This window comes from Blautia sp. AF26-2 (genome assembly GCF_003460955.1).
GTDB classification, from domain to species: Bacteria; Bacillota; Clostridia; order Lachnospirales; family Lachnospiraceae; genus Fusicatenibacter; species Fusicatenibacter saccharivorans.
Map to the genome: position 1 here is coordinate 126,344 of NZ_QTWD01000002.1, position 24,281 is coordinate 150,624.

Consider the following 24,281-nt stretch of genomic DNA (forward strand, 5'->3'; position numbering starts at 1 on the left):
CGATGAGAGCAGAGTACAGCTATTGCAGGGATTATCTGATTAAAAATGGAAAACCGTGGTTTCCGGTGATGGGCGAAATGCATTACAGTCGGTACCGCAAAGAGTGGTGGGAGGAATCACTGCGCAAAATAAAGGCGGGCGGAGTTTCTGTCGTCTCGGCCTATGTGATCTGGATTCACCACGAGGAAGAGGAAAATGTGTTTGATTTTGAAGGATGCCGGGATATCGGAACGTTTGTAAGACTGTGCCGGAAAGTCGGACTGTCGGTATTCTTGCGTATCGGACCGTTTGTGCACGGGGAAGTGCGGAACGGCGGATTCCCGGACTGGATCATCGAGAGAGAGAAAGAGGGCATGGCGATCCGCTGTAACAACGAGGAATATCTTGGCTATGTCAGACGGTTCTGGAAAAAGGTTTATGCGCAGGTCGATGGATGCATGGAAAAGGACGGCGGTCCGGTGATCGGTATTCAGATCGAGAATGAGTACGGCCACGTCGGCGGTCTGCAGGGACCGGAGGGCGAGGCGCATATCCGCACATTGACAGCAATGGCAAAGGAAATTGGCTTTGATGTGCCGCTGTACACGGCGACCGGTTGGGGCGGAGCCTGCATCGGCGATCTGCTTCCGGTCATGGGCGGCTACTGTGAAGCACCATGGGATCAGAGAACGTGCGAGATTGAGCCGAACGCAAACTTTGTGTTCAGCCACACAAGGAACGATGCACTGATTGCGTGTGATCATCATGTGGAAAATGCAAACAGTTACAACGAGGAGGATTTTCCGTTTTTGACGGCAGAACTTGGAGGCGGGCTTCAGGTTACCATGCACAGAAGACCGGTGGCGAAGGGATGCGATGTCGGAGCGATGTCTACCGTAAAAATGGGAAGTGGAGCAGGGCTGCTCGGCTACTATATGTACCACGGCGGCAGCAATCCGAAGGGAAAACTGTCCACCCTGCAGGAGAGCCGCGCGACAGGATATCTGAACGACCTGCCGGAGATCAATTACGATTTCAACGCGCCGATCCGGCAGTACGGAACAATCTCGGACAGCTATCGGGAGATCAAGCTGCTGGCGCTGTTTTTGAATGATTTTGGCGAGGATATGGCCTCACTTCGGTCTGAAATTCCAACGATAAGGATTCTGCCGGGAGATATGCACACGGTTCGGACAGCGTGCCGTCACGATGCGGACCATGGATACGTCTTTTTTAACAATTACCAGAGAAGATGGAAGATGGATGATCATCCACAGGTGAAACTGGAGGGACTCCTGGATGGAAAAGCGAGCGTGGGATTTCCGGCATTTGACCTGAAAGAGGGAATGTATGGATTTTTTCCGTACAATATGAAACTAAACGATGCGGTTCTTCACACGGCACTTGCCACACCGCTCTGCGTTTTACATACGAAAAAGGGAGATGCGTTCGTATTTTACGGTGATCTCGACCCGCAGATTCAGTGGGAGGGCGATGCGCGCGCAGAACTCTGCCTGATTTCCCGGCAGGAGGCGCTGAATGCATGGAAGGTGCATCTGGATCAGGATTATCTCGTTCTTTCCGAAAATTATGTCTGGGAAGAAAACGGTGAGCTTGTTGTGACAGGCAGTGGAAAAACCATGATCGCTGTGTATCCGGCAGTGGAAAAAGGCATTGTGGATTTCAAAGAGTGTGGAAAAAGAGGAAACTTTACGCTGTATGAGCGTATTTACAAAGCACAGGAGCCGGAGGCAGAGCTTGTCTGCAAAGAGCAGGATAAAGAGAAAGCAGTATACGAACTGAAGCTTGCTTATCCGGGCGAAAAAAATTATCACGATGCGTTTGCTTTTCTGACCTGGTACGGAAACCGTATGGAAGTGTTTGATGGGGAAGAGAAAATCAACGATTATTTCTATACCGGTCAGGAGGCCCTGTTAAGCCTTGGCTATTTTGAGTTTCCGGAGAAACTGAAACTCGTTGTCTATCCTCTGCATCCGGGTGATCCGATTTTTCTGGAAAAGCAGCCGGATGCAGCGGATGGATGTGCCTGCAAAATTGAGAAGCTGCACGTAGAGACGATATTTCGATGAACAGAGAAAGGAAAACGAACATGAACCAGAGTGGATTTATCTATGGAGGGGATTATAACCCGGAGCAGTGGCTTGCGATGCCGGAAATTCTGGAGCAGGATATCGAATATATGAAGGAGGCGCATATCAACGAGGTGACGCTTGGTGTCTTTTCCTGGTCTGTGCTCGAGCCGGAGGAGGGTGTATACCACCTGGAATGGCTGGAAAAGATCATGGATCAGCTGTATAAGAATGAGATTTCAGTAATTCTCTCGACACCGTCTGCAGCACGCCCGAAGTGGCTTGCAGACAAATACCCGGAGGTACTGCGCGTAAACGCGGACCGCACGAAAAATCTGTTCGGCGGACGCCATAATCACTGTTATACTTCGCCGGTTTACCGGGAAAAGGTGGGGAAAATTGATCGCCTGCTGAGCGAGAAGTTTGGAAAGCACCCGGCGGTAAAAATGTGGCACATTTCGAATGAACTGAGTGGAGAATGCCATTGCCCGCTCTGCCAGAAGGCATTTCAGGGGTGGCTGAAGAAAAAATATGAGACGATTGATGCATTGAATATGTCGTGGAATACAACGTTCTGGAGCCATTCGTATCAGAATTTTGAGCAGATTGAGAGTCCGTCCCCAAAGGGTGAGATGGGGCTTCACGGACTGAATCTTGACTGGAAACGGTTTGTGACAGATCAGACAGCAGACTTTGTTGCCTGGGAAAAAGCAGCGATCCGCGCGGGCGGTTCCGAACTTCCGGTGACAATCAACATGATGTATGATTTCCAGGGACTGAATTATCATAAGTTCAAGGATCTGATTGATGTGGTGTCATGGGATAATTATCCGACCTGGCACAAGGAAGCAGAAGAGGTGACTGCGCTTGATGCGGCACTGCAGCACGATTTTATGCGGAGTTTGATGAAAAAACCGTTCCTTCTGATGGAGTCCTGCCCGACAAGCACGAACTGGCAGAGTGTCAGCAAGCTGAAACGGCCTGGGCTTTTAAAGGCGGCATCGCTGCAGGCAGTGGCGCATGGTTCCGACAGTGTCCAGTATTTCCAGATCCGCCAGAGCCGCGGTGCGAGCGAGAAGTTCCACGGGGCGGTCATTGACCACTACGGCGGAAAGGATACGCGCGTGTTCCGTGAGGTGACAGAGACGGGCGAGGCGCTTTTGGATCTGGCGCAGATTGCGGGAAGCACGACGAAGGCACAGGCTGCAATTTTGCATGACTGCGAAAGCCGCTGGGCCATGGAGGATGCGCAGGGACCACGGAATATGGGACTGCATTACATGAATACCGTGAAGAAAGTATATGGCGGTCTTCGGAAACTGGGTGTGAATGTGGATTTCCTTGATATGGAGGAGAGTCTTTCCGGCTACCGGATTGTCTTTGCACCGATGCTGTATCTGTTTCGGGCCGGAATTGAGGAAAAAATCCGGAATTTCGTGGCAGACGGCGGCACCTTTGTGATGACATACTGGTCGGGAGTTGTGGATGAAAACGACCTCTGTTTCCTCGGCGGAACCCCGCACGGACTGATGGATGTATTCGGCCTGCGGAGCACCGAGCTGGACGCATTGTATGATCAGGATGTGAATGCGGGTGTGGGAGAAGGAAAGACATATGAAATCCGAAATTTCTGCGACCTGGTAAAAACGAACGGTGCCGAAACGCTGCTGGCATACCGTGACGATTTCTATGCGGGATATCCGGCACTGACGAAAAATGTATTTGGAGAGGGCGAGGCGTATTATGTCTGCGCAGATTTTGAACAGGCATTTTACGATGACTTCTGCCGGAAATTGGCAGAAGAAAAAGGCCTGGAACGCGCGGCAGCCGAAATCCCGGAAGGGCTCGATGTTGCAACAAGGGAGGATGAGAAATACAAGTATCTGTTTGTACAGAACTACGGAGCTGAACCGGCTGCATTTCCGATGGATACGGAAACATACCAGCCGATGACGGGAGAGTATGATGGAGTGGTCAGAAGATTTGAGACGGTTGTGTTTCGAAAAGAAAAATAGAAGTTAGGGAATAGAAACAGACGGCAGGCTGTGTGTGAGTACACAGCCTGCCGTCTTTTGAATGGACGGTTATTTCAGTTCCTGTTCCGCCTTTTTCCAGACCTCTTCGTCCAGATCGGTCAGTGCCAGTGCATCGGCGAGTTCACGCACTCGTTTTACGGTGAGATAAAAATAATTCACGCCGCAGGTCAATGTCCGTTTTAAGGAACGGGCAAGGACACTGCCATGCGTTTCCAGCCCGGCGCGGTCGAATTCGGCGAGGTAGCCTTCGAGATCGTAGGGAATCTGAAAACATTCGATCTGCCATGTGCTGTTTTCCAGCGTCAGAATCGCGAAATGGGCATGGCCGCCGACTCCATCAAGCGCAAGCCCAAGGGAACCGGGATTCAGGTATGTTTTTCCGGCATATTCTCTTTGCTCCTGCTTGTGGCTGTGCCCGCCGAGCAGGATTGCGGCATCGAGATTTTCCAGATGGGACAGCAAAAGCTCCGGATGCAGACCGAAATTCCCACGGAGTTCTCCGGGCGCGCCGTGACAGAGACGAAGTGCCGGGAAGAGAGATTCGCGGCAGGTATCCGGTATGATTTCTTCCTGCGGAACAAAAACAGGAATCAGCCGGCCTGACTCATGCATTTTTCCGACCAGAACTCCGTCTGTCGGCAGCTGTTCGAAAAATTCCAGATCCTGTCCGGTAAGATTCCGAAACGTATAATCCAAAAGTCCGCTTGTCGAGGAACCTGCCTTCCAGTTCTGCGGATGCCGGAGATTTTCCAGCAGATATTCTTCCCTGTTTCCCCGCACCAGATAGCAGGGAAACTCCTCCTGCATTTCGCGAAGCACTCTCATCATCCGTTGCGGAAAAGGCCCGTCTGTTACAAAATCTCCCAGCCCGATGATACCGTCGATCTCCTGACTGCGAAGAAATGCCAGCACCTTTGCGAGCGCATAATAATTCCCGTGAAGATCACTGATTACTGCTAATTTCATGTGTCGTCCTTTCTGTGATATTGAGTCAAAAGGTGTTTTGTCCCAACATCTCTCTATATCAAAATTATAAAATGCGAGATACTGTTTCGATTTTATCAGATGGAGAGAAAGAACGCAATTTAAAAACCTGCTGACAGAAAAAGCATGTTATGATAAGATCAAAGGCAGAGAGTTTCGAATATCTTTACTGTCGGAGGGAATGTATGATTAATCGGGAAGACATGCTGGAGCTGACGAGGAGGATGACGCCGGCGCGGACTTCGTTTGTGCGGATGGCGGGTTGCTATACGGATTCGGATGGGGAGTATGACGGCAGTTTCAACATTCATTTTCTGAAACTGTCCGGTTCGGAAAAGGCCAGGAATCTGGCGATTGCCAAGAAAATTCCGTTTGCGGAATCGAATGAGAAGCTGCGGGAATACCGTTTTCCGGAAACATCCCAGGGGCCGGGCAGTATCTGGCAGATGCTGATGGCGCTGCGGGAATGCGGACTGAAGAACGATGCGCTGTTGGAAACGTTCTATGATATCCTGATCGAAGGATTGCAGATTCACGGGGCTTATGCCATTTACATGTTTTATGACCGGTATGATATTCCTGCAAAGGCTTTCGATAAAGAGCGCCTGGGGGAATCCGAGGAGATGTTCCCCTATCTGATCTGCGCTGTCTGCCCGTTGGTTGGAGAATACGAGCCGGGAAATCCTATCTGTGGATTTCTGTTCCCTGCCTTTGTGGACCGGAGCGGAGATCTGGAACGGGTTGATATTTATGCAGAGCGTGCAGCGTGGGGCGATCAGATGGCCAGCATTCTTGGCGCGAAGGGCAGAAAATTCAGATGCGGTCTGTAAAAGAAAAAATCAAAAGTGACGGATCAAACCAGGTGCTGATGTGCCTGGCAGTAAAAAAACTTCCCGGCGAACCTGCATATATCGTTCGCCAAGGGAAGTTTTTTAGATACGGGAGCAGCAGAAGTGCATATTTACTGTGCCATCCCCGCTCCATTCTGTGTAGTTGCTCCGTTTTCCTGCGGATTCTGCGTCTCATTGTCGCCGCCGCTTACCACATCGTCCACCGCGCGGCCGACATCCTCAACGCCCTCACCGACACCACGGGTCACATCTTCAGCGGCGTCGCCGACATCATCTCCAAGGGTATTTCTATCCCCGGTATTTGTACCGTTCGTACCGTTGGCATTCCCATCGGTGCCCTCCGTCACATCATTTACATTGTCGTTTGACGGCATCTCTGTCGTATTGACATCGTTTCTGTTATCCGTCTGTCCCATGTCGCTCTCCGTGTTGGTATTGCCATTTCCGGTGTCGTTCGTGGTGTTGTTTCCACAGGCCGTCATCCCGGCCAGTAATACCGCCAATGCCAGCGTCATACACACTCTTCTGATTTTTCTCATCTTCAAAATCTCCTTTCCCTAACAGTGTCTGGACAGTTGCTAGTATTTGAAAAATGCCGGAAAATATACGGAAAAAAGAGGCTTTTGGAAATCTTGACAAAGGAAGAAAAAAACACTAAAACAAAAAGTACGAAAACGGACTAAAAACGAAAACAGGATATATCGAAATGGAAGTCAATCCGGCAAACCGGCGGGAAAAAATCATCAGTCTGACTGAAACGGGAAAACAGTATGCGAGAGAGCTGGTTCTTCCGCTGTTTCAGTCCGAGGAGGAAGCTGCGGCGCAGTTTACGGAGCAGGAGATGAAAGAAGTAATCCGGATGCAGGAAAAATTTGCCGATGCACTGGCAAAGAGTATGGAGGAAAAGGTATCCATAGTTCACAATCTGTCCGCTTCGTGATATGATAACAGCAGAATTCGAAAAGGAGAGAAAGAGAATGAAAGAAGAACTGAAGAAATCCCTTCGCACCTACGGCGCCCTGCTGCTGCTCGGTGTGACCGGCGTTCCGCTCGGTGCGGCAGTCGGTCTGATTGAGGCGCTGTTCTGCCGTCTGCTTTTGAAAGTCACGGCTGTTCGCGTGGCACATCTTTTCTGGTGTCTGCCGTTTCTCGCTATGGCAGGTCTTGTGATCGTGGCAGTCAATCAGAAATTCGGTGGCAGGGGAAAAGGAGGCATGAGTCTGATTTTTGATGTAGCGTATGAAGAGGAGACAGAGCTTCCGCTTCGCATGATTCCGCTGGCAATGCTCTCAACGGCGTTGACGCATCTGTTCGGTGGAAGTGCCGGCCGCGAGGGCGTTGCCGTTCAGATCGGTGCTGTGTTTTCCTATTTTGCCGGCAAAAAATTACCGTTTAAAAACGCGCCTGGTATCTTTCTGGTAACCGGTATGGCCGCCGGCTTTGCGGGCATGTTCGGAACGCCGATTGCAGCTGTGATCTTTGCGGTAGAGGTGCTCGCTGCGGGTGAAATGCGGTACGAGGCACTGCTTCCGGCGTTTACCGCATCTTTCTCTGCGAGCGCTGTAGCTTCCCTGCTTGGAATCCGCAAAGAAAATCTGGCTGTCCACATCAGCGAAAGCCTGACACCGTTCCTGCTGGTGCGTCTGATTACACTTGGTATTATTTTTGGAATCACAGGCGGCCTCTTCGCCTGGTGCTTAAAGCACACGAAAAAATATCTCGGCGAAAAAATCAAAAATCCGCTGGTACGTGTTTTCTCCATCGGTGTTATCCTTAGCATTCTGTTCCTGCTTCTGTACCGCGGACGGTATTGCGGCTTTGGAACGAATCTGGTGGAAGCGGTATTTCATGGGGAAAAGGTATATGCATATGACTGGGCGCTGAAATTTATCCTGACAATTCTGACGCTGTCCGCCGGGTTTCAGGGCGGCGAGGTAACACCGCTGTTTACCATCGGAGCAACCCTGGGAGCAGTCCTTGGCAATCTGTTCGGTATTCCGGTGGAGCTTTCCGCGGCGCTTGGCTATGCGGCGGTTTTTGGCGGCGGAACCAACACCTTACTGGCGGCTATTTTCATCGGCGGCGAGATTTTTGGCTACGATTATCTGCCATATTTCTTTATTGTCTGCACCGCGGCCTACGTATTCAACCGCAACAGCTCGATCTATTCCCGCCAGAAACTGACGAAATACAGCTGCTGATAACAGAAACGTCACAAAGTTATCACACACCGTTACGTGTTACAGTTCACTGGTGCCCAGCGAACTGTAACATTCGCAGCCCTCATTTAAAGTTTTGCTTCGCAAAAGGAGGGTTGCTCACACCTGAAACATGTTCTTACGCAGCGAAATAGCAAGTGTTTCACTGCTGAGTGAACAGTAACGGTTACGTTACGATACGGGTTGACGCGTTTCCGGGAATGAGGTTATACTAGAGGTATCATATACGAAAAAGGAGTAACGAATTATGAAAGGTATCGTACTTGCCGGAGGTTCCGGCACACGTCTTTATCCGTTAACTATGGTAACATCGAAACAGCTTCTCCCGATCTATGACAAGCCGATGATCTATTATCCGCTGTCTGTTCTTATGAATGCAGGCATCCGCGACATCCTGATCATCTCCACCCCGCAGGACACCCCGCGTTTCGAGGCACTGCTCGGTGACGGCCATCAGTTCGGTGTACAGCTTTCCTACAAGGTACAGCCAAGCCCGGACGGACTGGCACAGGCCTTCATCATCGGCGAGGAGTTCATCGGGGATGATTCCGTTGCCATGGTGCTCGGCGACAACATCTTCTTCGGACACGGTCTGAACAAACGCCTGAAAGCAGCAGTAGAAAACGCTGAGACCGGAAAAGGCGCAACCGTATTCGGCTATTATGTAGATGATCCGGAGCGTTTCGGGATCGTAGAATTTGACTCCGAGGGAAAAGCCATCTCCATCGAAGAGAAACCGGAGAAACCGAAATCAAACTATTGTGTTACAGGTCTGTATTTCTATGACAACAAAGTCGTAGAGTATGCAAAGAACCTGAAACCGTCACCGCGCGGAGAGCTTGAGATCACCGACCTGAACCGGATCTATCTGGAAGACGGCAGCCTGAACGTTGAGCTTCTCGGACAGGGCTTCACCTGGCTGGATACCGGTACACATGAGAGTCTGGTAGAGGCAACCAACTTCGTAAAAACCATCGAGACCCATCAGCACCGCAAGATCGCGTGCCTCGAGGAGATCGGTTACCTGAACGGCTGGATCGGCAAAGACCAGCTTCTGACCGACATCGAACCACTGAAGAAAAATCAGTACGGCCAGTATCTGATGGATGTGATGAACGGAAAATATATCGACAAATAAAAGCGAACAGCGTTGAAGAAAACTGCCCCGGAAGAAAAATCCGGGGCAGTTTTTGAAAAAAATGCTTGACCATGACATAACGTCATCCTTTATACTCATGGTACAAACAGAAAATCAGACTGAAAAACAAGAGACAGACAAAACATAACGATAACAAAATCAGAAAAAAGGAGAACCATTATGAGAGTATTTGTAACAGGTGTAAAAGGCCAGCTCGGCCATGACGTCATGAATGAACTTGCAAAACGCGGTCATGAAGGAATCGGCGTTGATATTGAAGAAATGGATATCACCGATGCAGAAAGCGTAAGAAAAGTCATTACCGAAGCAAATCCGGATGTCGTAATCCACTGTGCAGCATGGACCGCTGTAGACCTTGCTGAGGATGATGACAAAAAAGAAAAAGTACATCAGGTCAATGCAGTCGGAACCGAGAACATCGCAAAAGTCTGCCATGACCTTGACTGCAAAATGATCTACATCTCCACCGACTACGTATTCGACGGCCAGGGCACCCGCCCGTGGGAGCCGGATGATGAGCGTCATCCGCTGAACGTATACGGCCAGACGAAATACGAGGGAGAGCTCGCGGTAGAGAAATGGGTGAAAAAATTCTACATCGTCCGCATCGCATGGGTATTCGGCGTGAACGGAAAGAACTTCATCAAGACCATGCTGAACCTTGGAAAGACACACGATCATCTGACTGTTGTAGATGATCAGGTAGGAAGCCCGACCTACACCTACGACCTGTCCCGCCTGCTTGTTGACATGGCAGAGAAAGAGAACTACGGCCGCTACCATGCAACAAACGAGGGACTCTGCTCCTGGTATGAGTTCGCCTGCGAGATTTTCAAACAGGCCGCTGAGATCGATCCGGCTTACGGAAAAGTAAGTGTATCACCGGTAAGCTCTGACCAGTACCCGGCAAAAGCAAAACGTCCGTCCAACAGCCGCATGAGCAAAGAGAAACTGACCGAGAACGGATTCGAAAAACTGCCGACCTGGCAGGATGCGCTGCACAGATATCTGCGCGAGATCGAATTCTGATAGCAAACCCCGAAAATAATGCAAAAAAGCAGTTCTGAATTTTTTTATCCTCTTCCGGCAAGAAGACACGTTCTGCGGTGGGAGATGAATTTGGTTTCTGAGATTGCTATAAACATTTCCAATAGGCGGAGCCCCAGGTAAAACGGGGGCTCCTTTTTCTTATGCCAAACCCATGCATTCAACAGGAAGAATGCCCTTTTTTCTTTTGTGAATATTGACAGAAAATGCCGTTGAAATTCTCACATTGGATCCGGGTATTTCTGTTGACATTTGAACATGAAATTGCCATTATGAAAGCAGAATCTTTACGTATCCGGCAGGGGGCAGGAACGTGAAGATGACAAAAGAAGGCATGGGGGATGAAGCAATGAAAAAGAGTCTGTTTTACCGGGCAAAAAAGATGCCGCCATCTGCGCAGATCATGCTGCTGTTTGCCGTCGAGGGTGTATTTCTGCAATATATCACATCGATCAACGGTTTCGGCCTGAATCTGTATGCGACAAACATGGGTGCAACCGACAGTCAGATCGGCATTATCCAGATGGTGCCGAACATTGTAGCGTGTGCAGCACTGCTGCCGCTTGGAATTCTGGCGGATCGTCTGAAGTCGACAAAGACGATACCGATGCTTACGCTTCTTATGATGTGTGCCGGCTATGCATTTCTTGGAAGTGTACCGGCACTCGGCGAGAGATGTATGGAGCTGTTTTTTGTATCACTGGCATTTACTGCGGGGGCACTTGCTATTTACAATGCGCAGTGGCAGGCAATGTTCGGTGCTGCGGTTTCACTGCGGCAGCGAAACGATGTCTATGCCTTTCGGAATCAGTTCATGTTTGTGATTGGCATTCTTGCACCGGTGATCTGCGGGATTTTGATGGGAAGATGCCACACGGCCGATGGAAAACTTCTGGTACTCCGAAGCTTCTTTTATCTGTGTGCTGTCTGCGTTCTGCTGCAGGCCGCTGCAATCAAAAAAATTCCGGTGAAACAGCAGGAGGAGGGCAAAGCTCCGGCAGAAGCGGGGAAGGCATCCTCACGTTTTTCTGTTTCCGATCTGCTGGAGGCGATCACAAGCGTGGGGAAAAATAAAGCATTGCGCTGGTTTTTCGTGCCGGTGGTCTTTTTCTATATCACCTGGCAGCTTGACTGGAGCATGTGGTATTTAGGACAGGTCAAATATTGCAAAATGTCGGAGATGACACTTTCCATCTGCAACGGTGTTTTCAATATCGGTCAGCTTGCGGCAGTTGGAATGATCGCGAAGGTTGTCCGGAAAAAATCGCCGGATTTTGCACTGATTTTCGCCGGGATCGGTCTTTGCTTCTGCCCGGTTATCATGATTCTGGCTCCTCATCTGCCCCTGGCGTACCGCGGGGTTGCTTTTATTGTTTTGATGACGGTTCTGAATGCTCCGCAGTGTGCCGTTGCACTTTGTACGATACAGATTCTCTTAAATGCCGCGCCGGAAAAGAACCGTTCGCTTTTGATCAGCCTCTTTACGATGATTACAACGCTGACCAACAGTGTTCTGCCGCTGCTTGGTGTCCGTCTGTATACAGCACTTGGGGCAGATCTTACGGCACTGTACCGGTTCAATCTGATAGATCTTGGGGTTCGCATTTTATCCACACTCGGGCTGGTATGGCGTTATCAGAAGGCGAAAAAAGATGGCTTTCTGACAAAGATTTCGGATTGAGACGGGCCGTAAAAGCCGAAAATAACATTTACAACAGGAACGATATCGTGTATGATAAATGTGGCTTTCTTTGCACGTATGGAAAAGAGAAGCGCAAAAAGGAGTTTAAACAATGAAATGGAATAAATTTACATTAAAAACAAGATCGGAAGTGGAAGACATTGTGATCTCTACTCTGGCCGATGTGGGAATCGAAGGCGTGGAAATTCAGGACAAACAGCCTTTGACCGAGAGCGACAAACAGCAGATGTTCGTAGATATCATGCCGGATATTCCGGATGACGACGGCATTGCCTATCTGAATTTTTACCTCGATGTGGATGAGGACAAGGAGAAGGTTCTTGCAGATGTCCGCGCGGCACTTGCAGAAATGCAGGAGTTCCTGGACCTTGGAGAGTGCACCATCACAGAGTCTGAGACAGAGGACAAGGACTGGATCAACAACTGGAAACAGTATTTCAAACAGTTCTATGTGGACGACATTCTGATCATCCCGTCCTGGGAGGAAGTAAAGCCGGAAGACCGGGATAAAATGATCATCCATATCGATCCGGGCACAGCCTTTGGAACGGGTATGCATGAGACAACACAGCTTTGCATCCGTCAGTTAAAGAAATATGTGACAAAGGATACCGAGCTGCTTGATGTCGGAACCGGAAGCGGTATTCTTTCGATTATTGCACTGAAGCTTGGTGCGCGTCATGCGGTCGGAACAGACCTCGATCCGTGTGCGGTTCCTGCGGTTGAGGAAAACAAAGAAGTCAATGGAATTCCGGTAGAAGCTTTTGATATGATGATCGGAAATATCATTGATGACAAAGAAGTACAGGACAGAGTCGGATACGAGAAATACGATATCGTTACCGCCAATATTCTTGCAGATGTTCTCGTTCCGCTGACGCCGGTAATCGTACACCAGATGAAGCCGGGCGCTGTTTATATCACATCCGGCATTCTCGATGTGAAAGAGGAAGTTGTTAAAGAGGCAGTCGTTGCAGCGGGACTTGAAGTAGTTGAAGTTACACATCAGGGCGAATGGGTTTCTGTTACAGCAAGAAAACCGATGTAAATTAAGAAAAGCGAAACACCAGAAGAGAAAGAGAACAGATTCATGTACCGTTTTTTTATAGAAGAAAGTCAGATTTATGACGGCACTGTCCACATCACGGGCAGTGACGTTAATCACATCAAAAATGTGCTCCGCATGCGGCCAGGCGAAAAAATACTGGTCAGTACCGGAGGCGAAAAGGAATATCATTGTGCCGTTTCGGATTTCCCGGAAGGTGAGGTTCTTGCCGCAGTAGAAGAAGTCACAGCAGCAGACAGAGAACTCCCGTCCGGAATTGTACTGTTTCAGGGTCTGCCAAAAGGTGACAAAATGGAACTGATCATCCAAAAAGCAGTGGAACTTGGTGCGACGAAAATTGTTCCGGTGGAGATGAAACGCTGCGTTGTGAAGCTGGACCGGAAAAAGGCGGAAAAGAAAGCAGAGCGTTGGCAGACGATCGCGCTTGGTGCGGCAAAGCAGTCCAAACGGATGCAGATTCCGACGGTACACATGCCTGTTACATTTCAGCAGGCGCTTGCAATGATGGCAGAATCAGACGTTCGCCTGATGCCGTATGAGAACGCAGAGGGGATGGAAGGAACGAGAAGAATTCTGGAATCCATTGAACCGGGTGAATCTATTGCGATCCTGATCGGACCGGAGGGCGGTATCGACGAAGCGGAAGTGGAAATGGCCATGAAGGAAAAGGTAGAGCCGATTACGCTCGGAAAGCGCATTCTGCGCACGGAAACGGCCGGAATGACCGTGCTTTCCATTCTGGTGTATCTTTTAGAAGGAAGGGAACGAACAAGATAATGGAAGCATATCTGGACAATTCCGCAACCACCTGTGTTTATCAGGAAACCGCAGATCTCGTCTGTGATCTGATGGTAAATCATTATGGAAATCCGTCTGCGATGCATCAAAAAGGGGTAGAAGCAGAACAATATATCAGAACCGCCCAGGAAACGCTGGCAAAGATTCTGAAAGTCAAAGAAAAAGAAATTTTCTTTACTTCCGGTGGCACAGAGTCCGACAACTGGGCGCTCGTCGGAACAGCAATGGCAAATAAGAGAACGGGAAACCACATCATCACAAGCGTGATCGAGCACCCGGCCGTGTCGGCACCGCTGGCATTTCTGGAGGAGCAGGGATTCCGTATTACGCGCCTGCCGGTAAATAAAGAAGGCCTTGTGGATGTGAACGAACTCGAAGAAGCGATCACGCCGGAGACGATTCTCGTTTCGATTATGTATGTCAACAATGAGATCGGTTCTGTTGAGCCAATCGGGGAGATCGGACGCAGAATCAAGGCGAAAAATCCGAAAACGTATTTTCATGTCGATGCGATCCAGGCGTTCGGCAAATACCGGATTTATCCGAAACGGATGGGCATCGACATGCTCTCCGTGAGCGGCCACAAGATCCACGGACCGAAGGGAAGCGGCTTTTTATATATTGATGAGAAAGTAAAAATCCGTCCGCTGATCTTAGGCGGCGGCCAGCAGAACGGCATGCGTTCCGGAACCGACAATGTGCCGGGCATCGCAGGCCTTGCGAAATCCGCTGAGATCGTTTACAGGCATTTTGACGAGCAGACTGCGCAGATGCGTGCCTGCAAACACCGTCTGATCGAAGGCTTGCGGGAGCTGGACGATGTGGTCATCCATGGCATGCCGGAAGAAGAGGGTGCGCCGCAGATTGTCAATGCATCGTTCTTAAATGTGCGTAGTGAAGTGCTGCTGCACACGCTGGAGGACCGCCAGATCTACGTTTCCGCCGGAAGCGCCTGCTCATCACACAAGAGAGCCGGAAGCCCGACGCTGACTGCCATCGGCGCATCGAAAGCCGAGATGGAGTCTGCCGTGCGGTTCAGCTTCAGCGAATTTACGACACTGGAACAGATTGATTACACCCTGGATACGCTGCGCGAGGTACTGCCGATGCTGCGCAGATTTACCAGGAAATAATAGAAAGAGGAAAATTATGATTACAATACAGCCGGAAATTGAAATCCTGAGCACCGAATCCTACGAGGATATGCTGCGCCGGATCGAGAAAATCGGAAGAGTCTGCTACAAGAGCGAGGAGCGCATTGGAGAAGGCACTGCAGAGAAATTCATTGCAGGCATCATCAAACGCGGCCATGAATCCGTCATTGAGCACGGCTCCATCACCGTAAAAGTAACGTGCGACCGCGGCGTGACCCATGAGATCGTCCGCCACCGTATCGCAAGCTACAGCCAGGAGAGCACCCGCTACTGCAACTATTCGAAAGATAAATTTGGAAACCAGATCACCTGTATCGATCTGGCAACCGGATTTTCCTATGATCTGGACGACGAGAACGACCGTAAAAAATACGAGGTATGGCAGAAAGCAATGGAAGCTGCAGAGCAGTATTACTTCCAGATGCTCGAACTCGGAGCAAAGCCGGAGGAGGCAAGAAGCATTCTTCCGAACTCTCTGAAAACCGAGATCGTCATGACCATGAACTTAAGAGAGTGGCGCCACTTTATCCGGCTTCGAAGCGCCAACGCCGCACATCCGCAGATGCGTCAGGTATCTGACCTGATCCTGAAGAAATTTTCTGAGGAATATCCTCTGTTCTTCCGTGATCTGGCTGAGAAAAAAGGAGAATAAAAAACGATGATGTACAAAGCATTTCTGGTAAAATATGCCGAGATCGGCATTAAAGGAAAGAACCGTCATCTGTTCGAGAAAGCGCTCTGCGTACAGATGGAGCACGCGCTTGCCCCGGTAGACGGAAATTTCCAGGTCACCCGTGAGATGGGACGAATCTATGTCAACACCGAAGGAGACTTTGATTACGAGGGCGCTGTCGATGCGCTGACAAGAGTTTTCGGTATCGCCGAGATCTGCCCGGTTGTCATTTTAGAGGACACCGGCTTTGAAGATCTGGCAGAGGCAGTGGTTTCCTACGTGAAAGAGCTGTACCCGACCGAGGAGAAAACCTTTAAGGTATGCGCACGCCGTGCGAACAAAAACTATCCGATGCACACAATGGAAGTCAACTGCGAGCTGGGCGGCCGCATCCTCGATGTCTGCCCGAACCTCAAAGTAGACGTTCACGAGCCGGATATCTATCTGAACGTCGAGCTGCGTCAGAAGATTTATCTGTACTGCGAGAGCATCGCAGGCCCTGGCGGTATGCCGGTCGGCACAAACGGACAGGCCATGCTGCTGCTTTCCGGCGGTATCGACAGTCCGGTTGCCGGATACATGATCGCAAAACGCGGTGTTAAGATTGATGCCGTTTACTTCCACGCTCCGCCGTACACCAGCGAGAGAGCCAAACAGAAGGTTGTGGATCTTGCAAAACTCGTTGCACGCTACAGCGGCCCGATCCGTCTGCATGTGGTCAACTTCACCGAGATCCAGCTTGCAATCTACGAAAAATGCCCGCACGACGAGCTGACCATCATCATGCGCCGTTATATGATGAAGATCGCAGAAGCGTTTGCACGTCAGGACAAATGCCTTGGCCTGATCACCGGAGAGAGTATCGGACAGGTGGCAAGCCAGACGATGCATTCCCTCGCCGTTACCAACGAAGTCTGCACCATGCCGGTCTTCCGTCCGCTGATCGGTTTCGACAAACAGGAGATCGTCGATATTTCCGAAAAAATCGGTACGTACGAGACATCTGTTCTGCCGTATGAGGACTGCTGCACGATCTTCGTTGCAAAGCATCCGGTGACAAAACCGAACCTGAATGTCATCAAATGCTCCGAGCGCCATCTGGACGACGTGATCGACGAGATGATGGAACGCGCAGTTTCTACCGCAGAGACGATCGAGGTCTGCTAAGGAAAACTTGCTTTAAAGAACAAAAAGGCCGGATCTTGTTTTGGGGGTTCTGAAAAACAAGATCCGGTCCTGATGATAAACAAAGACAAAAAAAGAGCCGCGGCGAGTGCGCGGCCCTTATGTTCTATCGTAATTATACAATGTACGGAGCAAGAACATCAAGTACGGTCTGAAGAGCATCTCCATCAGCATGGACGTTCAGGTCGATCGGTTTGGAAAGGTCGAGGCTGAAGATTCCCATGATGGATTTTGCGTCGATTACGTATCTTCCGGATACCAGATCGAAATCAAAATCGAATTTGGAAATGTCGTTGACGAAAGATTTTACTTTGTCGATAGAATTAAGAGAAATCTGTACTGTTTTCATGTTTGTAATCCTCCCTGTTATTTGGTTAACATTATTTATTACCCTCATTTAACAGCTTTATCTTACCGTCTGGAGGGGAAAAAGTCAATGCGAAAACATACAAAGATAAAGTGGAATCTTCGTGATTTTTAATAATAAAGATGAAGAAGAAAGGAGTATGGCATGAAAAAAACGGTAGCTTTGCATAATCTTGGGTGTAAAGTGAACGCATATGAGCTGGAAGCCATCCAGCAGCTCCTCGAAAACAGAGGGTACGAGATCGTGCCTTTTGCACCGGGAGCGGATGTTTACATTATCAATACGTGTACCGTGACGAACATTGCGGACCGGAAATCGCGGCAGATGCTGCACAAAGCGAAAAAGATGAATCCCGATGCGGTTGTCGTGGCCTGCGGCTGTTATGTGCAGGCGGCTGGGGAAAAACTCGAAGAGGATACGGCGATTGATCTGATCATCGGAAATAATAAGAAGAAAGATCTTGTGGATATTCTGGAAAACTTTCTGGCAGAACGTGAGGATGGTGGAAAACCATCCGACGCGGAGTGTAAGAGCTTCCTCGTGGATATGACACACAACCGTGAGTACGAGACACTCTCGATCAGCAAAACGGCGGAGCACACCCGCGCATTCCTGAAAGTACAGGATGGATGCAATCAGTTCTGTACTTATTGTATTATCCCGTACGCGCGCGGCAGAGTCAGAAGCCGCCGCCAGAGTGATGTGGTAGAAGAAGTAAAACGTCTGGTGGAGGCCGGATACCAGGAAGTCGTGCTGACCGGTATCCACCTTTCCTCCTACGGACTCGATTTCCCGGAGGGCGAAAAAGAGACGCTGCTCGACCTGATCCGTGCTGTTGATGCAGTGGACGGCATCAGAAGAATCCGTCTCGGATCCCTGGAGCCGGGCATCATCACCGAAGAGTTTGCAGAGGCGATCGCCGCAATGCCGAAGGTGTGCCCGCATTTCCATCTTTCGCTGCAGAGCGGAAGCAATGGAACACTGAAGCGGATGAACCGGAAATATACCGCAGAAGAATACAAACACAAATGCGATCTGCTGCGTAAGGTATATGGAAATCCGGCGCTGACGACCGATGTGATTGTCGGTTTCCCGCAGGAGAGTGAGGAGGAGTTTGAAGAGTCGCGCGCCTTTGTCGAGGACATTCATTTCTTCGAGACTCACATCTTCAAGTATTCGAGAAGAGAAGGCACCCGCGCCGCAGCGATGGCAGGCCAGATTCCGGAGCAGGAGAAGACGAAGCGCAGCCACGTTCTGCTGGAACTGGACGAGAGACGGAGACAGGAATATATGGAAGGCTTCCTCGGAAAAGAGCTGGAAGTGCTCATGGAAGAAGAAGTCGAGATCGACGGCGTCCATTACTGGACGGGACACACGAGAGAATATCTGCGCGTTGCTGTTCTTTCAGAAGAAAATCTCATGAATCAGATGGTGCTTGTCACCCCGGCGAGAATCCATGGAAAAGACTGTCTGATGTAGGAAATGATACCAATCCGGAAGATCTGATAGAAAAAAGAGCCGGAACGAAAAAGTTCGTTGCACTTTTTGAGGGTTCGTGGTAGAATACCCCGTGAGCCTGCAAAAAGGCGGGCAGACGAAGAAGAAAAACAGCGGCTGGCAGAACGAACGAAGAAGTGAGGGATGTCGGCTGCTTTCGCGTCTAAAAAGTATAATCTGTAATTCGTAGTAATTCGTAATGAAATGTTCGGCCGCAGATGCGGCAAAGGGTAAAAATCGTGATCAAAGAAGAGATTGTCAGAGAACTTTATGCAATTGCAGGGGAAGATGCGGTACAGACCGCAGAACCGATGAAAAATCATACGACCTTCCGTGTGGGCGGTCCGGCAGATTATTTCGTCGCTCCTCATACAGAAGAAGAAATTAGAAAAATCGTGGCTCTCTGCGAAGAAAAAGAGATCCCGTGGTTCGTCACCGGAAACGGCAGCAATCTCGTTGTAAGTGACGAGGGCTACCACGGTGTGATTCTTTCGGTTTACAAAAACTTTCAGGGAATCGAAGTGGAAGGAAACAGAATCCGGGCGAAAGCCGGAAGCATGCTCGTATCCATCAGCCGGGCGGCAAGAGAAGCCGGTCTTTCCGGTATGGAGTTTGCCTCCGGAATCCCTGGAACTTTAGGCGGCGGCGTCCGTATGAACGCGGGAGCCTACGGCGGAGAGATGAAGGATATTGTACAGAATGTCACTGTACTCACAAGAGAAGGTGAGATCCGGAAACTGGAAAAAGAAGAGCTCGGCTTCGGCTACCGTGCCAGCGTCATCAAAGACAGAGGCTACGTCGTACTTGGAGCAGAACTTATGCTTGTTCCGGGAGATAAAGAAGAAATTCTTGCCCGTATGCAGGAATTGAAAAACAAGCGGGTAGAGAAACAGCCGCTCGAGTATCCGAGCGCCGGCAGCGCATTCAAGCGGCCGGAAGGCTATTTCGCAGGCAAGCTTGTGATGGATGCCGGACTTTCCGGCTATGCAGTCGGCGGTGCAAAAGTATCGGAAAAACACTGCGGCTTTCTGATCAATGCAGGTGGTGCAACCGCATCGGATGTGATGGAACTGATCCGTCAGATCCAGGCAAAAGTAAAAGAACAGTTTGGCGTACAGCTTGAGCCGGAAATCCAGTTCCTCGGGGAATTCTGATTTTCGTTATCCACCAAAGGAGAAAAAACATGCGTTTTGTAATTGTGACCGGCATGTCCGGTGCGGGAAAAAGTACAGCGTTGAAAATGCTGGAGGACGCGGAATATTTCTGCGTCGATAACCTTCCGATCCCGCTGGTTGAAAAATTTGCACAGCTTACCGCCGACGGTACTTCCGGAGAAATCCAGAAAGTGGCAGTCGGAATCGATATCCGAAGCGGCCAGGCGCTCCCGGACCTGCAGAATGTTCTGGAGTGGATGAGCATCAACGGAATCTGCTATGAGATCCTGTTTCTGGACGCGTCCGATGACGTGCTGGTCAAACGATACAAAGAGACGAGAAGAACGCACCCACTGGCAGGCCTTGGACGGGTGGATGAGGGAATTAGAAAAGAGCGCAAAGCACTTGAGTTCCTGAAAAAAGATGCGGACTACATTCTCGATACGAGCCAGCTTCTCACAAGAGAGCTGAAAGCGGAGCTCGATAAGATTTTCGTGCAGGATCAGAAATTCAAAAATCTGATGATTACCGTGCTCTCATTTGGATTCAAATACGGAATCCCGGCGGATTCGGACCTTGTTTTCGATGTGCGGTTCCTGCCGAATCCCTACTACGTAGAAGGCATGCGCCCGCTCTCCGGCAACGATGCTCCGGTGCGGGATTATGTGATGGGATTTGAGACAGCGCAGGTGTTTGCGGAAAAATTAGAGGATATGATCCGTTTTCTGATTCCGAATTATATTTCCGAGGGCAAGCATCAGCTCATTATCAGCATCGGCTGCACCGGCGGAAAACACCGTTCCGTAACCCTTGCCAACGAGCTGTACCGGCGTCTTTCCAACGCGAAGGACTATGGAATCCGGATTGAGCACCGGGATCTGGAAAAAGACGCCATCCGAAAAGGAATTTAGAGGTGGAAGGATGTCATTCTCAAGCGAGGTAAAAGAGGAATTATCGAGACATCTTCCGACGGCACGCCACTGCCAGATTGCGGAAACAGCGGCGATCCTGTCACTCTGCGGACAGATTTCCGAGAAGGACGGGACGATACGGATTCAGACAGAGAATGCGTATGTGGCAAGAAAGTACTTTACTTTATTGAAAAAAACATTTAATATAGAGGCAGAGCTTGCAGTTAAGCTGAATCAGAAGGAAAATACGTATCTGATCCGCGCAAATGACAGGGAAGAAACCTGTCAGATTCTGCAGGCAGTGAAGTTACACGAGACAGACCGGCAGTTAACAATGCCGATTCCGGCTGTTGTGGTACAGCGTCAGTGCTGCAAACGGGCATTTCTGCGGGGCGCATTTTTAGCGTCCGGTTCCATCAGCGATCCCAACCGGTTTTACCATCTCGAAATTGTCTGCCCCGATGCGCCGAGAGCAGAACAGGTGCAGGAACTTCTGAAAAGCTTTGGAATTGATGCACGGATCGTTCTCCGGAAAAACCACCATGTGGTTTATATGAAAGAAGGCGCACAGATTGTGGAGATGCTTGGCATCATGGAAGCCAACATCGCACTTATGAATCTGGAAAACGTGCGGATCTTAAAAGAAATGCGCGGCAGTGTCAACCGAAAGGTGAACTGTGAAACTGCCAACATCAACAAAACGGTCAGCGCGGCGATCCGCCAGATCGAAGATATCCGGTATATCGAAGAAACCACAGGCTTTTCTTCTCTGCCGGAACCGCTGGAGCAGATGGCAAGGCTCCGCTTACAATACCCGGAAGCATCGCTTCTGGAACTGGGCAAGATGTTAACGCCGGTTGTTGGTAAATCCGGAGTTAATCATAGATTAAGGAAACTAAAAGAGATTGCAGAAGATTTGCGAAGGAAACAAGGAGGAGAAGTATTATGATTAAGAAACCAATCACAATTCGTCTTTCAAGCGGCCTGGAGGCGAGACCAGTTGCCATGCTGGTACAGGTAGCGAGCCAGTACGAAAGTGAAATCTACGTCGAGAGCGGCAGAAAAAAAGTAAATGCGAAGAGCATTATGGGTATGATGACACTTGGTCTGGACAATGGCGAGGAAGTTACCGTGACCGCAAACGGAAAAGACGAGAGCGAAGCCATGGACGGCGTTGAAAAATATTTAAGCAGTCCTTTTGCTGAATAATCTTACTGCACTTATAGCATGAACATAGAGCAAAACGGCATGTCAGAAAATTTTGACATGCCGTTTTGCTATGCTTTTTTATGTGAAATCAGACGAAAATCAGACCACGTTCTTCGCGCGGAACCAGTAGGTATAGAAATAGGAAAAACCGAGCGATTCATACAGTGTGATCGCAGGCGTGTTTCCCTCGACAACCTGAAGATATGCTTTCGTTGCACCGAGCCGGATTCCCTCGGAGAGGATTGTGCGGCAGATCGAGGAAGCGTAGTGGCGGTGGCGGTACGCAGGATGCACATGGATGGCATAGACACCGACGTAATCGCGGTCGCGGATGCCAAGGCCGGTGGCAACGATCGTTCCGGTTTCATCCTGGATGGAGGTACAGATGGTTTCTTTTGGAATAGCGCGGTACATCGAAGGAACGACCATGCGGTGCATCACGTTCGTCGTGCTCTTTAAAGCAAAGAGGCTGTCAATCCATTTCGGCGGGATAAAGCTGCTGACGGTCACGGCAACGGCAGGATCCTTTTTGGCAAAGTTCGCCAGATCCATTGTCATGACGTGCGTCGTGTGCTGGACTACATAGCCGCGGTCGGCGAGCATTGCATCAAAGCCGGGATTGACAAGCGGACTGATCTTGAAAATTGCCGGTGTACCCCAGCGACGGTAGATCTCCTCACAGTACTGCACTTTTTCCTCCACCGGAATCGTGGACGGCCCGATCTGCTCGACGCTGTTGGTCCGGTGTGTATAAAAATAAGAAAAACGAAGAATCCATCCGTCGTACAGCTCGATCTGGTGAGACGGCCATGCGTTCAGGGAAAGATCTTCGATGGTTTTGATCAGTGTATTCATATGAAAGTATTCCCCCTTTGGTTATGCATATAGTATAGAAGAAACAGGACAGATCTTCAAGAAAAAATCGAAAAATTCGACACGCGGAACCGGGCGGCCGGGACACGATGCGTAACGTTTTCTTGCATAATCGAAGAAAAGGGGTTATAATAGGGGGCAAAGACTGAGAATACAAGGAGAATTGAATATGTCAAAATTACTGAAGGTAATTGTGAATACGCTGCTTCTGCTTGCAATCCTGTCAGCAGGCGCACTGGTGATTCCGCCGTTTGCCGGCATCACGACACTTGTCTCAGACGGGATGGGAAATACCAACATTTCCCGCGGCGCTGTTACGTACGCAAAGAAGACAGATACGTCATCGGTTGCGACGGGAGACAAAATCCTGGTTGATGACAATTCCGGAAAGTATATCTATACGATACAGTCCCTCGACATCGCTGCCGGAACCGCATCCGTAAAAAATGTGATCAGTGGAGACACAACGGAAATTACCGTGAGAGCAACCGTGAGCAAAGTGATCATCACGATTCCGGTGATCGGCTTTCTGTCGATGGCGGCGCAGAGCAGAGAGGGAATCATGATCATCGGACTTGCCATTCTGTTTCTGGTCATTCTGTTCATCCTTTCCGAGGTATGGAAACGTGATGAAGAAGAGGATGAGGAAGAAGAGGAAGAAGACGAAGACGAGGACGATGAGAAAGCGTCCGAAGAGCTTCGCAGCAGAAAGAAAGCTGCTCTGGAAGAAAAAAAGAAACGGGAAGAACAGGAAATGATCGAACAGTTGAGAGCAGCCGACCAGAAAACGGCAGAAGAAGAGAAACAGGACGAATTTGAAATTCCGGATCTGGAAGAAGAAGAAACGGAGCAGGTGTCCTTTAATACCGTCGATCTGCAGAACCTTGTAAGAGGAGAAGAAACCGAAGAAATTCCGGAAGCCGTGGAAGAAACGGAAATCGTCGAAGAAGCTGCCGCAGAAGAAACAGCGGAAGAAGTGACAGAAGAAACCGAAGAAACGGAATCAGCAGAGCCGGAAACTGTGGAAGAAATCGAAGAGTTTGAAGAAACCATCGAAGAGCCGGAAGAAGAGCCGGAACCGGAATCGTCCGAACCGATCGAACTTGCCATGCCGGTTTACACGGCGGAAGAACTCCTCCAGAAGGCCCACGCAGCCGGAGATGACCCGAAAGTCATTGAAGATCCTGCAACCGGCATCACAATCTTAGATTATTCCGACATTCTGTAACTATTCAGAGCCATGCGAACGAAAAGAACGCGAATCATGCTTGCATGAATGGACGTTCTTTTCTTTTTGTTCATATGGCAAGAAGCCACATCGAGATGC

The 24,281-nt window shown here is 49.7% G+C and carries 23 protein-coding genes; 19 read left to right on the top strand and 4 right to left on the bottom strand.

What is annotated here, in order from left to right; genetic code table 11:
- The first annotated feature begins 2 nt into the window (after positions 1 to 2).
- Together DWY63_RS03385 and DWY63_RS03390 are read left to right on the top strand one after the other, a co-directional pair.
- Positions 3 to 2,069: a beta-galactosidase gene (locus DWY63_RS03385; protein ID WP_022461859.1), complete on the top strand. Its 2,067-nt coding sequence runs from the start codon at positions 3 to 5 to the stop codon at positions 2,067 to 2,069.
- 20 nt (positions 2,070 to 2,089) lie between these two features.
- Positions 2,090 to 4,084 carry a beta-galactosidase gene (locus DWY63_RS03390; RefSeq protein ID WP_022461858.1) on the top strand — a complete coding sequence of 665 codons (1,995 nt, stop codon included), beginning with the start codon at positions 2,090 to 2,092 and terminating at the stop codon, positions 4,082 to 4,084.
- Between the two features lie 69 nt (positions 4,085 to 4,153).
- Here DWY63_RS03390 and DWY63_RS03395 read toward each other — a convergent pair whose 3' ends face one another.
- Positions 4,154 to 5,071, bottom strand: coding sequence for a metallophosphoesterase family protein (locus DWY63_RS03395; protein WP_117801348.1), 918 nt, complete (start codon positions 5,069 to 5,071; stop codon positions 4,154 to 4,156).
- 203 nt (positions 5,072 to 5,274) lie between these two features.
- Between DWY63_RS03395 and DWY63_RS03400 the strand changes: the two genes are divergently transcribed.
- Positions 5,275 to 5,919: a DUF4317 family protein gene (locus DWY63_RS03400; RefSeq protein WP_117801350.1), complete on the top strand. Its 645-nt coding sequence runs from the start codon at positions 5,275 to 5,277 to the stop codon at positions 5,917 to 5,919.
- 131 nt (positions 5,920 to 6,050) lie between these two features.
- Here the strand turns inward: DWY63_RS03400 and DWY63_RS03405 are convergent, their stop codons facing one another.
- Entirely contained in the window at positions 6,051 to 6,479 is a 429-nt protein-coding gene (locus tag DWY63_RS03405) for a hypothetical protein (RefSeq protein WP_117510459.1), read from the bottom strand.
- A gap of 167 nt (positions 6,480 to 6,646) precedes the next feature.
- Between DWY63_RS03405 and DWY63_RS03410 the strand changes: the two genes are divergently transcribed.
- The 10 genes from DWY63_RS03410 (at position 6,647) to thiI (ending at position 16,925) form a co-directional block, all read left to right on the top strand.
- Positions 6,647 to 6,880: a hypothetical protein gene (locus tag DWY63_RS03410; protein ID WP_117801352.1), complete on the top strand. Its 234-nt coding sequence runs from the start codon at positions 6,647 to 6,649 to the stop codon at positions 6,878 to 6,880.
- 37 nt (positions 6,881 to 6,917) lie between these two features.
- Positions 6,918 to 8,141: a chloride channel protein gene (locus DWY63_RS03415; RefSeq protein ID WP_055227751.1), complete on the top strand. Its 1,224-nt coding sequence runs from the start codon at positions 6,918 to 6,920 to the stop codon at positions 8,139 to 8,141.
- A gap of 265 nt (positions 8,142 to 8,406) precedes the next feature.
- Positions 8,407 to 9,297: a glucose-1-phosphate thymidylyltransferase RfbA gene (gene rfbA / locus DWY63_RS03420; RefSeq protein WP_022461852.1), complete on the top strand. Its 891-nt coding sequence runs from the start codon at positions 8,407 to 8,409 to the stop codon at positions 9,295 to 9,297.
- 180 nt (positions 9,298 to 9,477) lie between these two features.
- Positions 9,478 to 10,347, top strand: coding sequence for a dTDP-4-dehydrorhamnose reductase (gene rfbD, locus DWY63_RS03425; RefSeq protein WP_022461851.1), 870 nt, complete (start codon positions 9,478 to 9,480; stop codon positions 10,345 to 10,347).
- Between the two features lie 337 nt (positions 10,348 to 10,684).
- Complete coding sequence (locus DWY63_RS03430; RefSeq protein WP_243001841.1) at positions 10,685 to 12,046, top strand: MFS transporter; 1,362 nt, start codon at positions 10,685 to 10,687, stop codon at positions 12,044 to 12,046.
- 112 nt (positions 12,047 to 12,158) lie between these two features.
- The gene (gene prmA / locus DWY63_RS03435) at positions 12,159 to 13,115 is read left to right on the top strand and encodes a 50S ribosomal protein L11 methyltransferase (RefSeq protein ID WP_022461849.1); all 957 of its coding nucleotides are present in this window, start codon (positions 12,159 to 12,161) and stop codon (positions 13,113 to 13,115) included.
- 42 nt (positions 13,116 to 13,157) lie between these two features.
- The gene (locus DWY63_RS03440; RefSeq protein WP_117801356.1) at positions 13,158 to 13,910 is read left to right on the top strand and encodes a 16S rRNA (uracil(1498)-N(3))-methyltransferase; all 753 of its coding nucleotides are present in this window, start codon (positions 13,158 to 13,160) and stop codon (positions 13,908 to 13,910) included.
- A complete protein-coding gene (locus DWY63_RS03445) occupies positions 13,910 to 15,064 on the top strand; it encodes a cysteine desulfurase family protein (protein WP_117801358.1) in 1,155 nt (384 codons plus the stop codon). The genes DWY63_RS03440 and DWY63_RS03445 overlap by 1 nt, the downstream gene beginning before the upstream one ends.
- A 16-nt stretch (positions 15,065 to 15,080) precedes the next feature.
- Entirely contained in the window at positions 15,081 to 15,737 is a 657-nt protein-coding gene (gene thyX, locus DWY63_RS03450) for an FAD-dependent thymidylate synthase (protein ID WP_022461846.1), read from the top strand.
- A gap of 9 nt (positions 15,738 to 15,746) precedes the next feature.
- A complete protein-coding gene (thiI, locus tag DWY63_RS03455; RefSeq protein ID WP_082424694.1) occupies positions 15,747 to 16,925 on the top strand; it encodes a tRNA uracil 4-sulfurtransferase ThiI in 1,179 nt (392 codons plus the stop codon).
- Between the two features lie 133 nt (positions 16,926 to 17,058).
- On the opposite strand, the gene DWY63_RS03460 is transcribed toward thiI, so the two are convergent.
- Positions 17,059 to 17,292, bottom strand: a complete 234-nt coding sequence (locus DWY63_RS03460) for an HPr family phosphocarrier protein (protein WP_022461844.1) — start codon at positions 17,290 to 17,292, stop codon at positions 17,059 to 17,061.
- Between the two features lie 162 nt (positions 17,293 to 17,454).
- Here DWY63_RS03460 and mtaB point away from each other — a divergent pair, with 162 nt between their 5' ends.
- From mtaB to DWY63_RS03485, 5 genes are all read left to right on the top strand, one after another.
- Complete coding sequence (mtaB, locus tag DWY63_RS03465; RefSeq protein ID WP_117801360.1) at positions 17,455 to 18,789, top strand: tRNA (N(6)-L-threonylcarbamoyladenosine(37)-C(2))-methylthiotransferase MtaB; 1,335 nt, start codon at positions 17,455 to 17,457, stop codon at positions 18,787 to 18,789.
- Positions 18,790 to 19,049: 260 nt separating this feature from the next.
- Positions 19,050 to 19,961, top strand: coding sequence for a UDP-N-acetylmuramate dehydrogenase (gene murB, locus DWY63_RS03470; protein ID WP_416388107.1), 912 nt, complete (start codon positions 19,050 to 19,052; stop codon positions 19,959 to 19,961).
- A gap of 29 nt (positions 19,962 to 19,990) precedes the next feature.
- Positions 19,991 to 20,872, top strand: a complete 882-nt coding sequence (gene rapZ / locus DWY63_RS03475) for an RNase adapter RapZ (RefSeq protein ID WP_022461841.1) — start codon at positions 19,991 to 19,993, stop codon at positions 20,870 to 20,872.
- Between the two features lie 10 nt (positions 20,873 to 20,882).
- Positions 20,883 to 21,821, top strand: coding sequence for a DNA-binding protein WhiA (whiA, locus tag DWY63_RS03480; protein ID WP_117801362.1), 939 nt, complete (start codon positions 20,883 to 20,885; stop codon positions 21,819 to 21,821).
- On the top strand, positions 21,818 to 22,081 hold the full coding sequence (locus tag DWY63_RS03485; protein WP_022461839.1) for an HPr family phosphocarrier protein: 264 nt from the start codon (positions 21,818 to 21,820) through the stop codon (positions 22,079 to 22,081). The genes whiA and DWY63_RS03485 overlap by 4 nt, the downstream gene beginning before the upstream one ends.
- A 99-nt stretch (positions 22,082 to 22,180) precedes the next feature.
- Here the strand turns inward: DWY63_RS03485 and DWY63_RS03490 are convergent, their stop codons facing one another.
- On the bottom strand, positions 22,181 to 22,936 hold the full coding sequence (locus DWY63_RS03490) for a GNAT family N-acetyltransferase (protein WP_117510467.1): 756 nt from the start codon (positions 22,934 to 22,936) through the stop codon (positions 22,181 to 22,183).
- Between the two features lie 187 nt (positions 22,937 to 23,123).
- Here DWY63_RS03490 and DWY63_RS03495 point away from each other — a divergent pair, with 187 nt between their 5' ends.
- Complete coding sequence (locus tag DWY63_RS03495; RefSeq protein ID WP_117801364.1) at positions 23,124 to 24,182, top strand: hypothetical protein; 1,059 nt, start codon at positions 23,124 to 23,126, stop codon at positions 24,180 to 24,182.
- Positions 24,183 to 24,281: the final 99 nt, after the last annotated feature.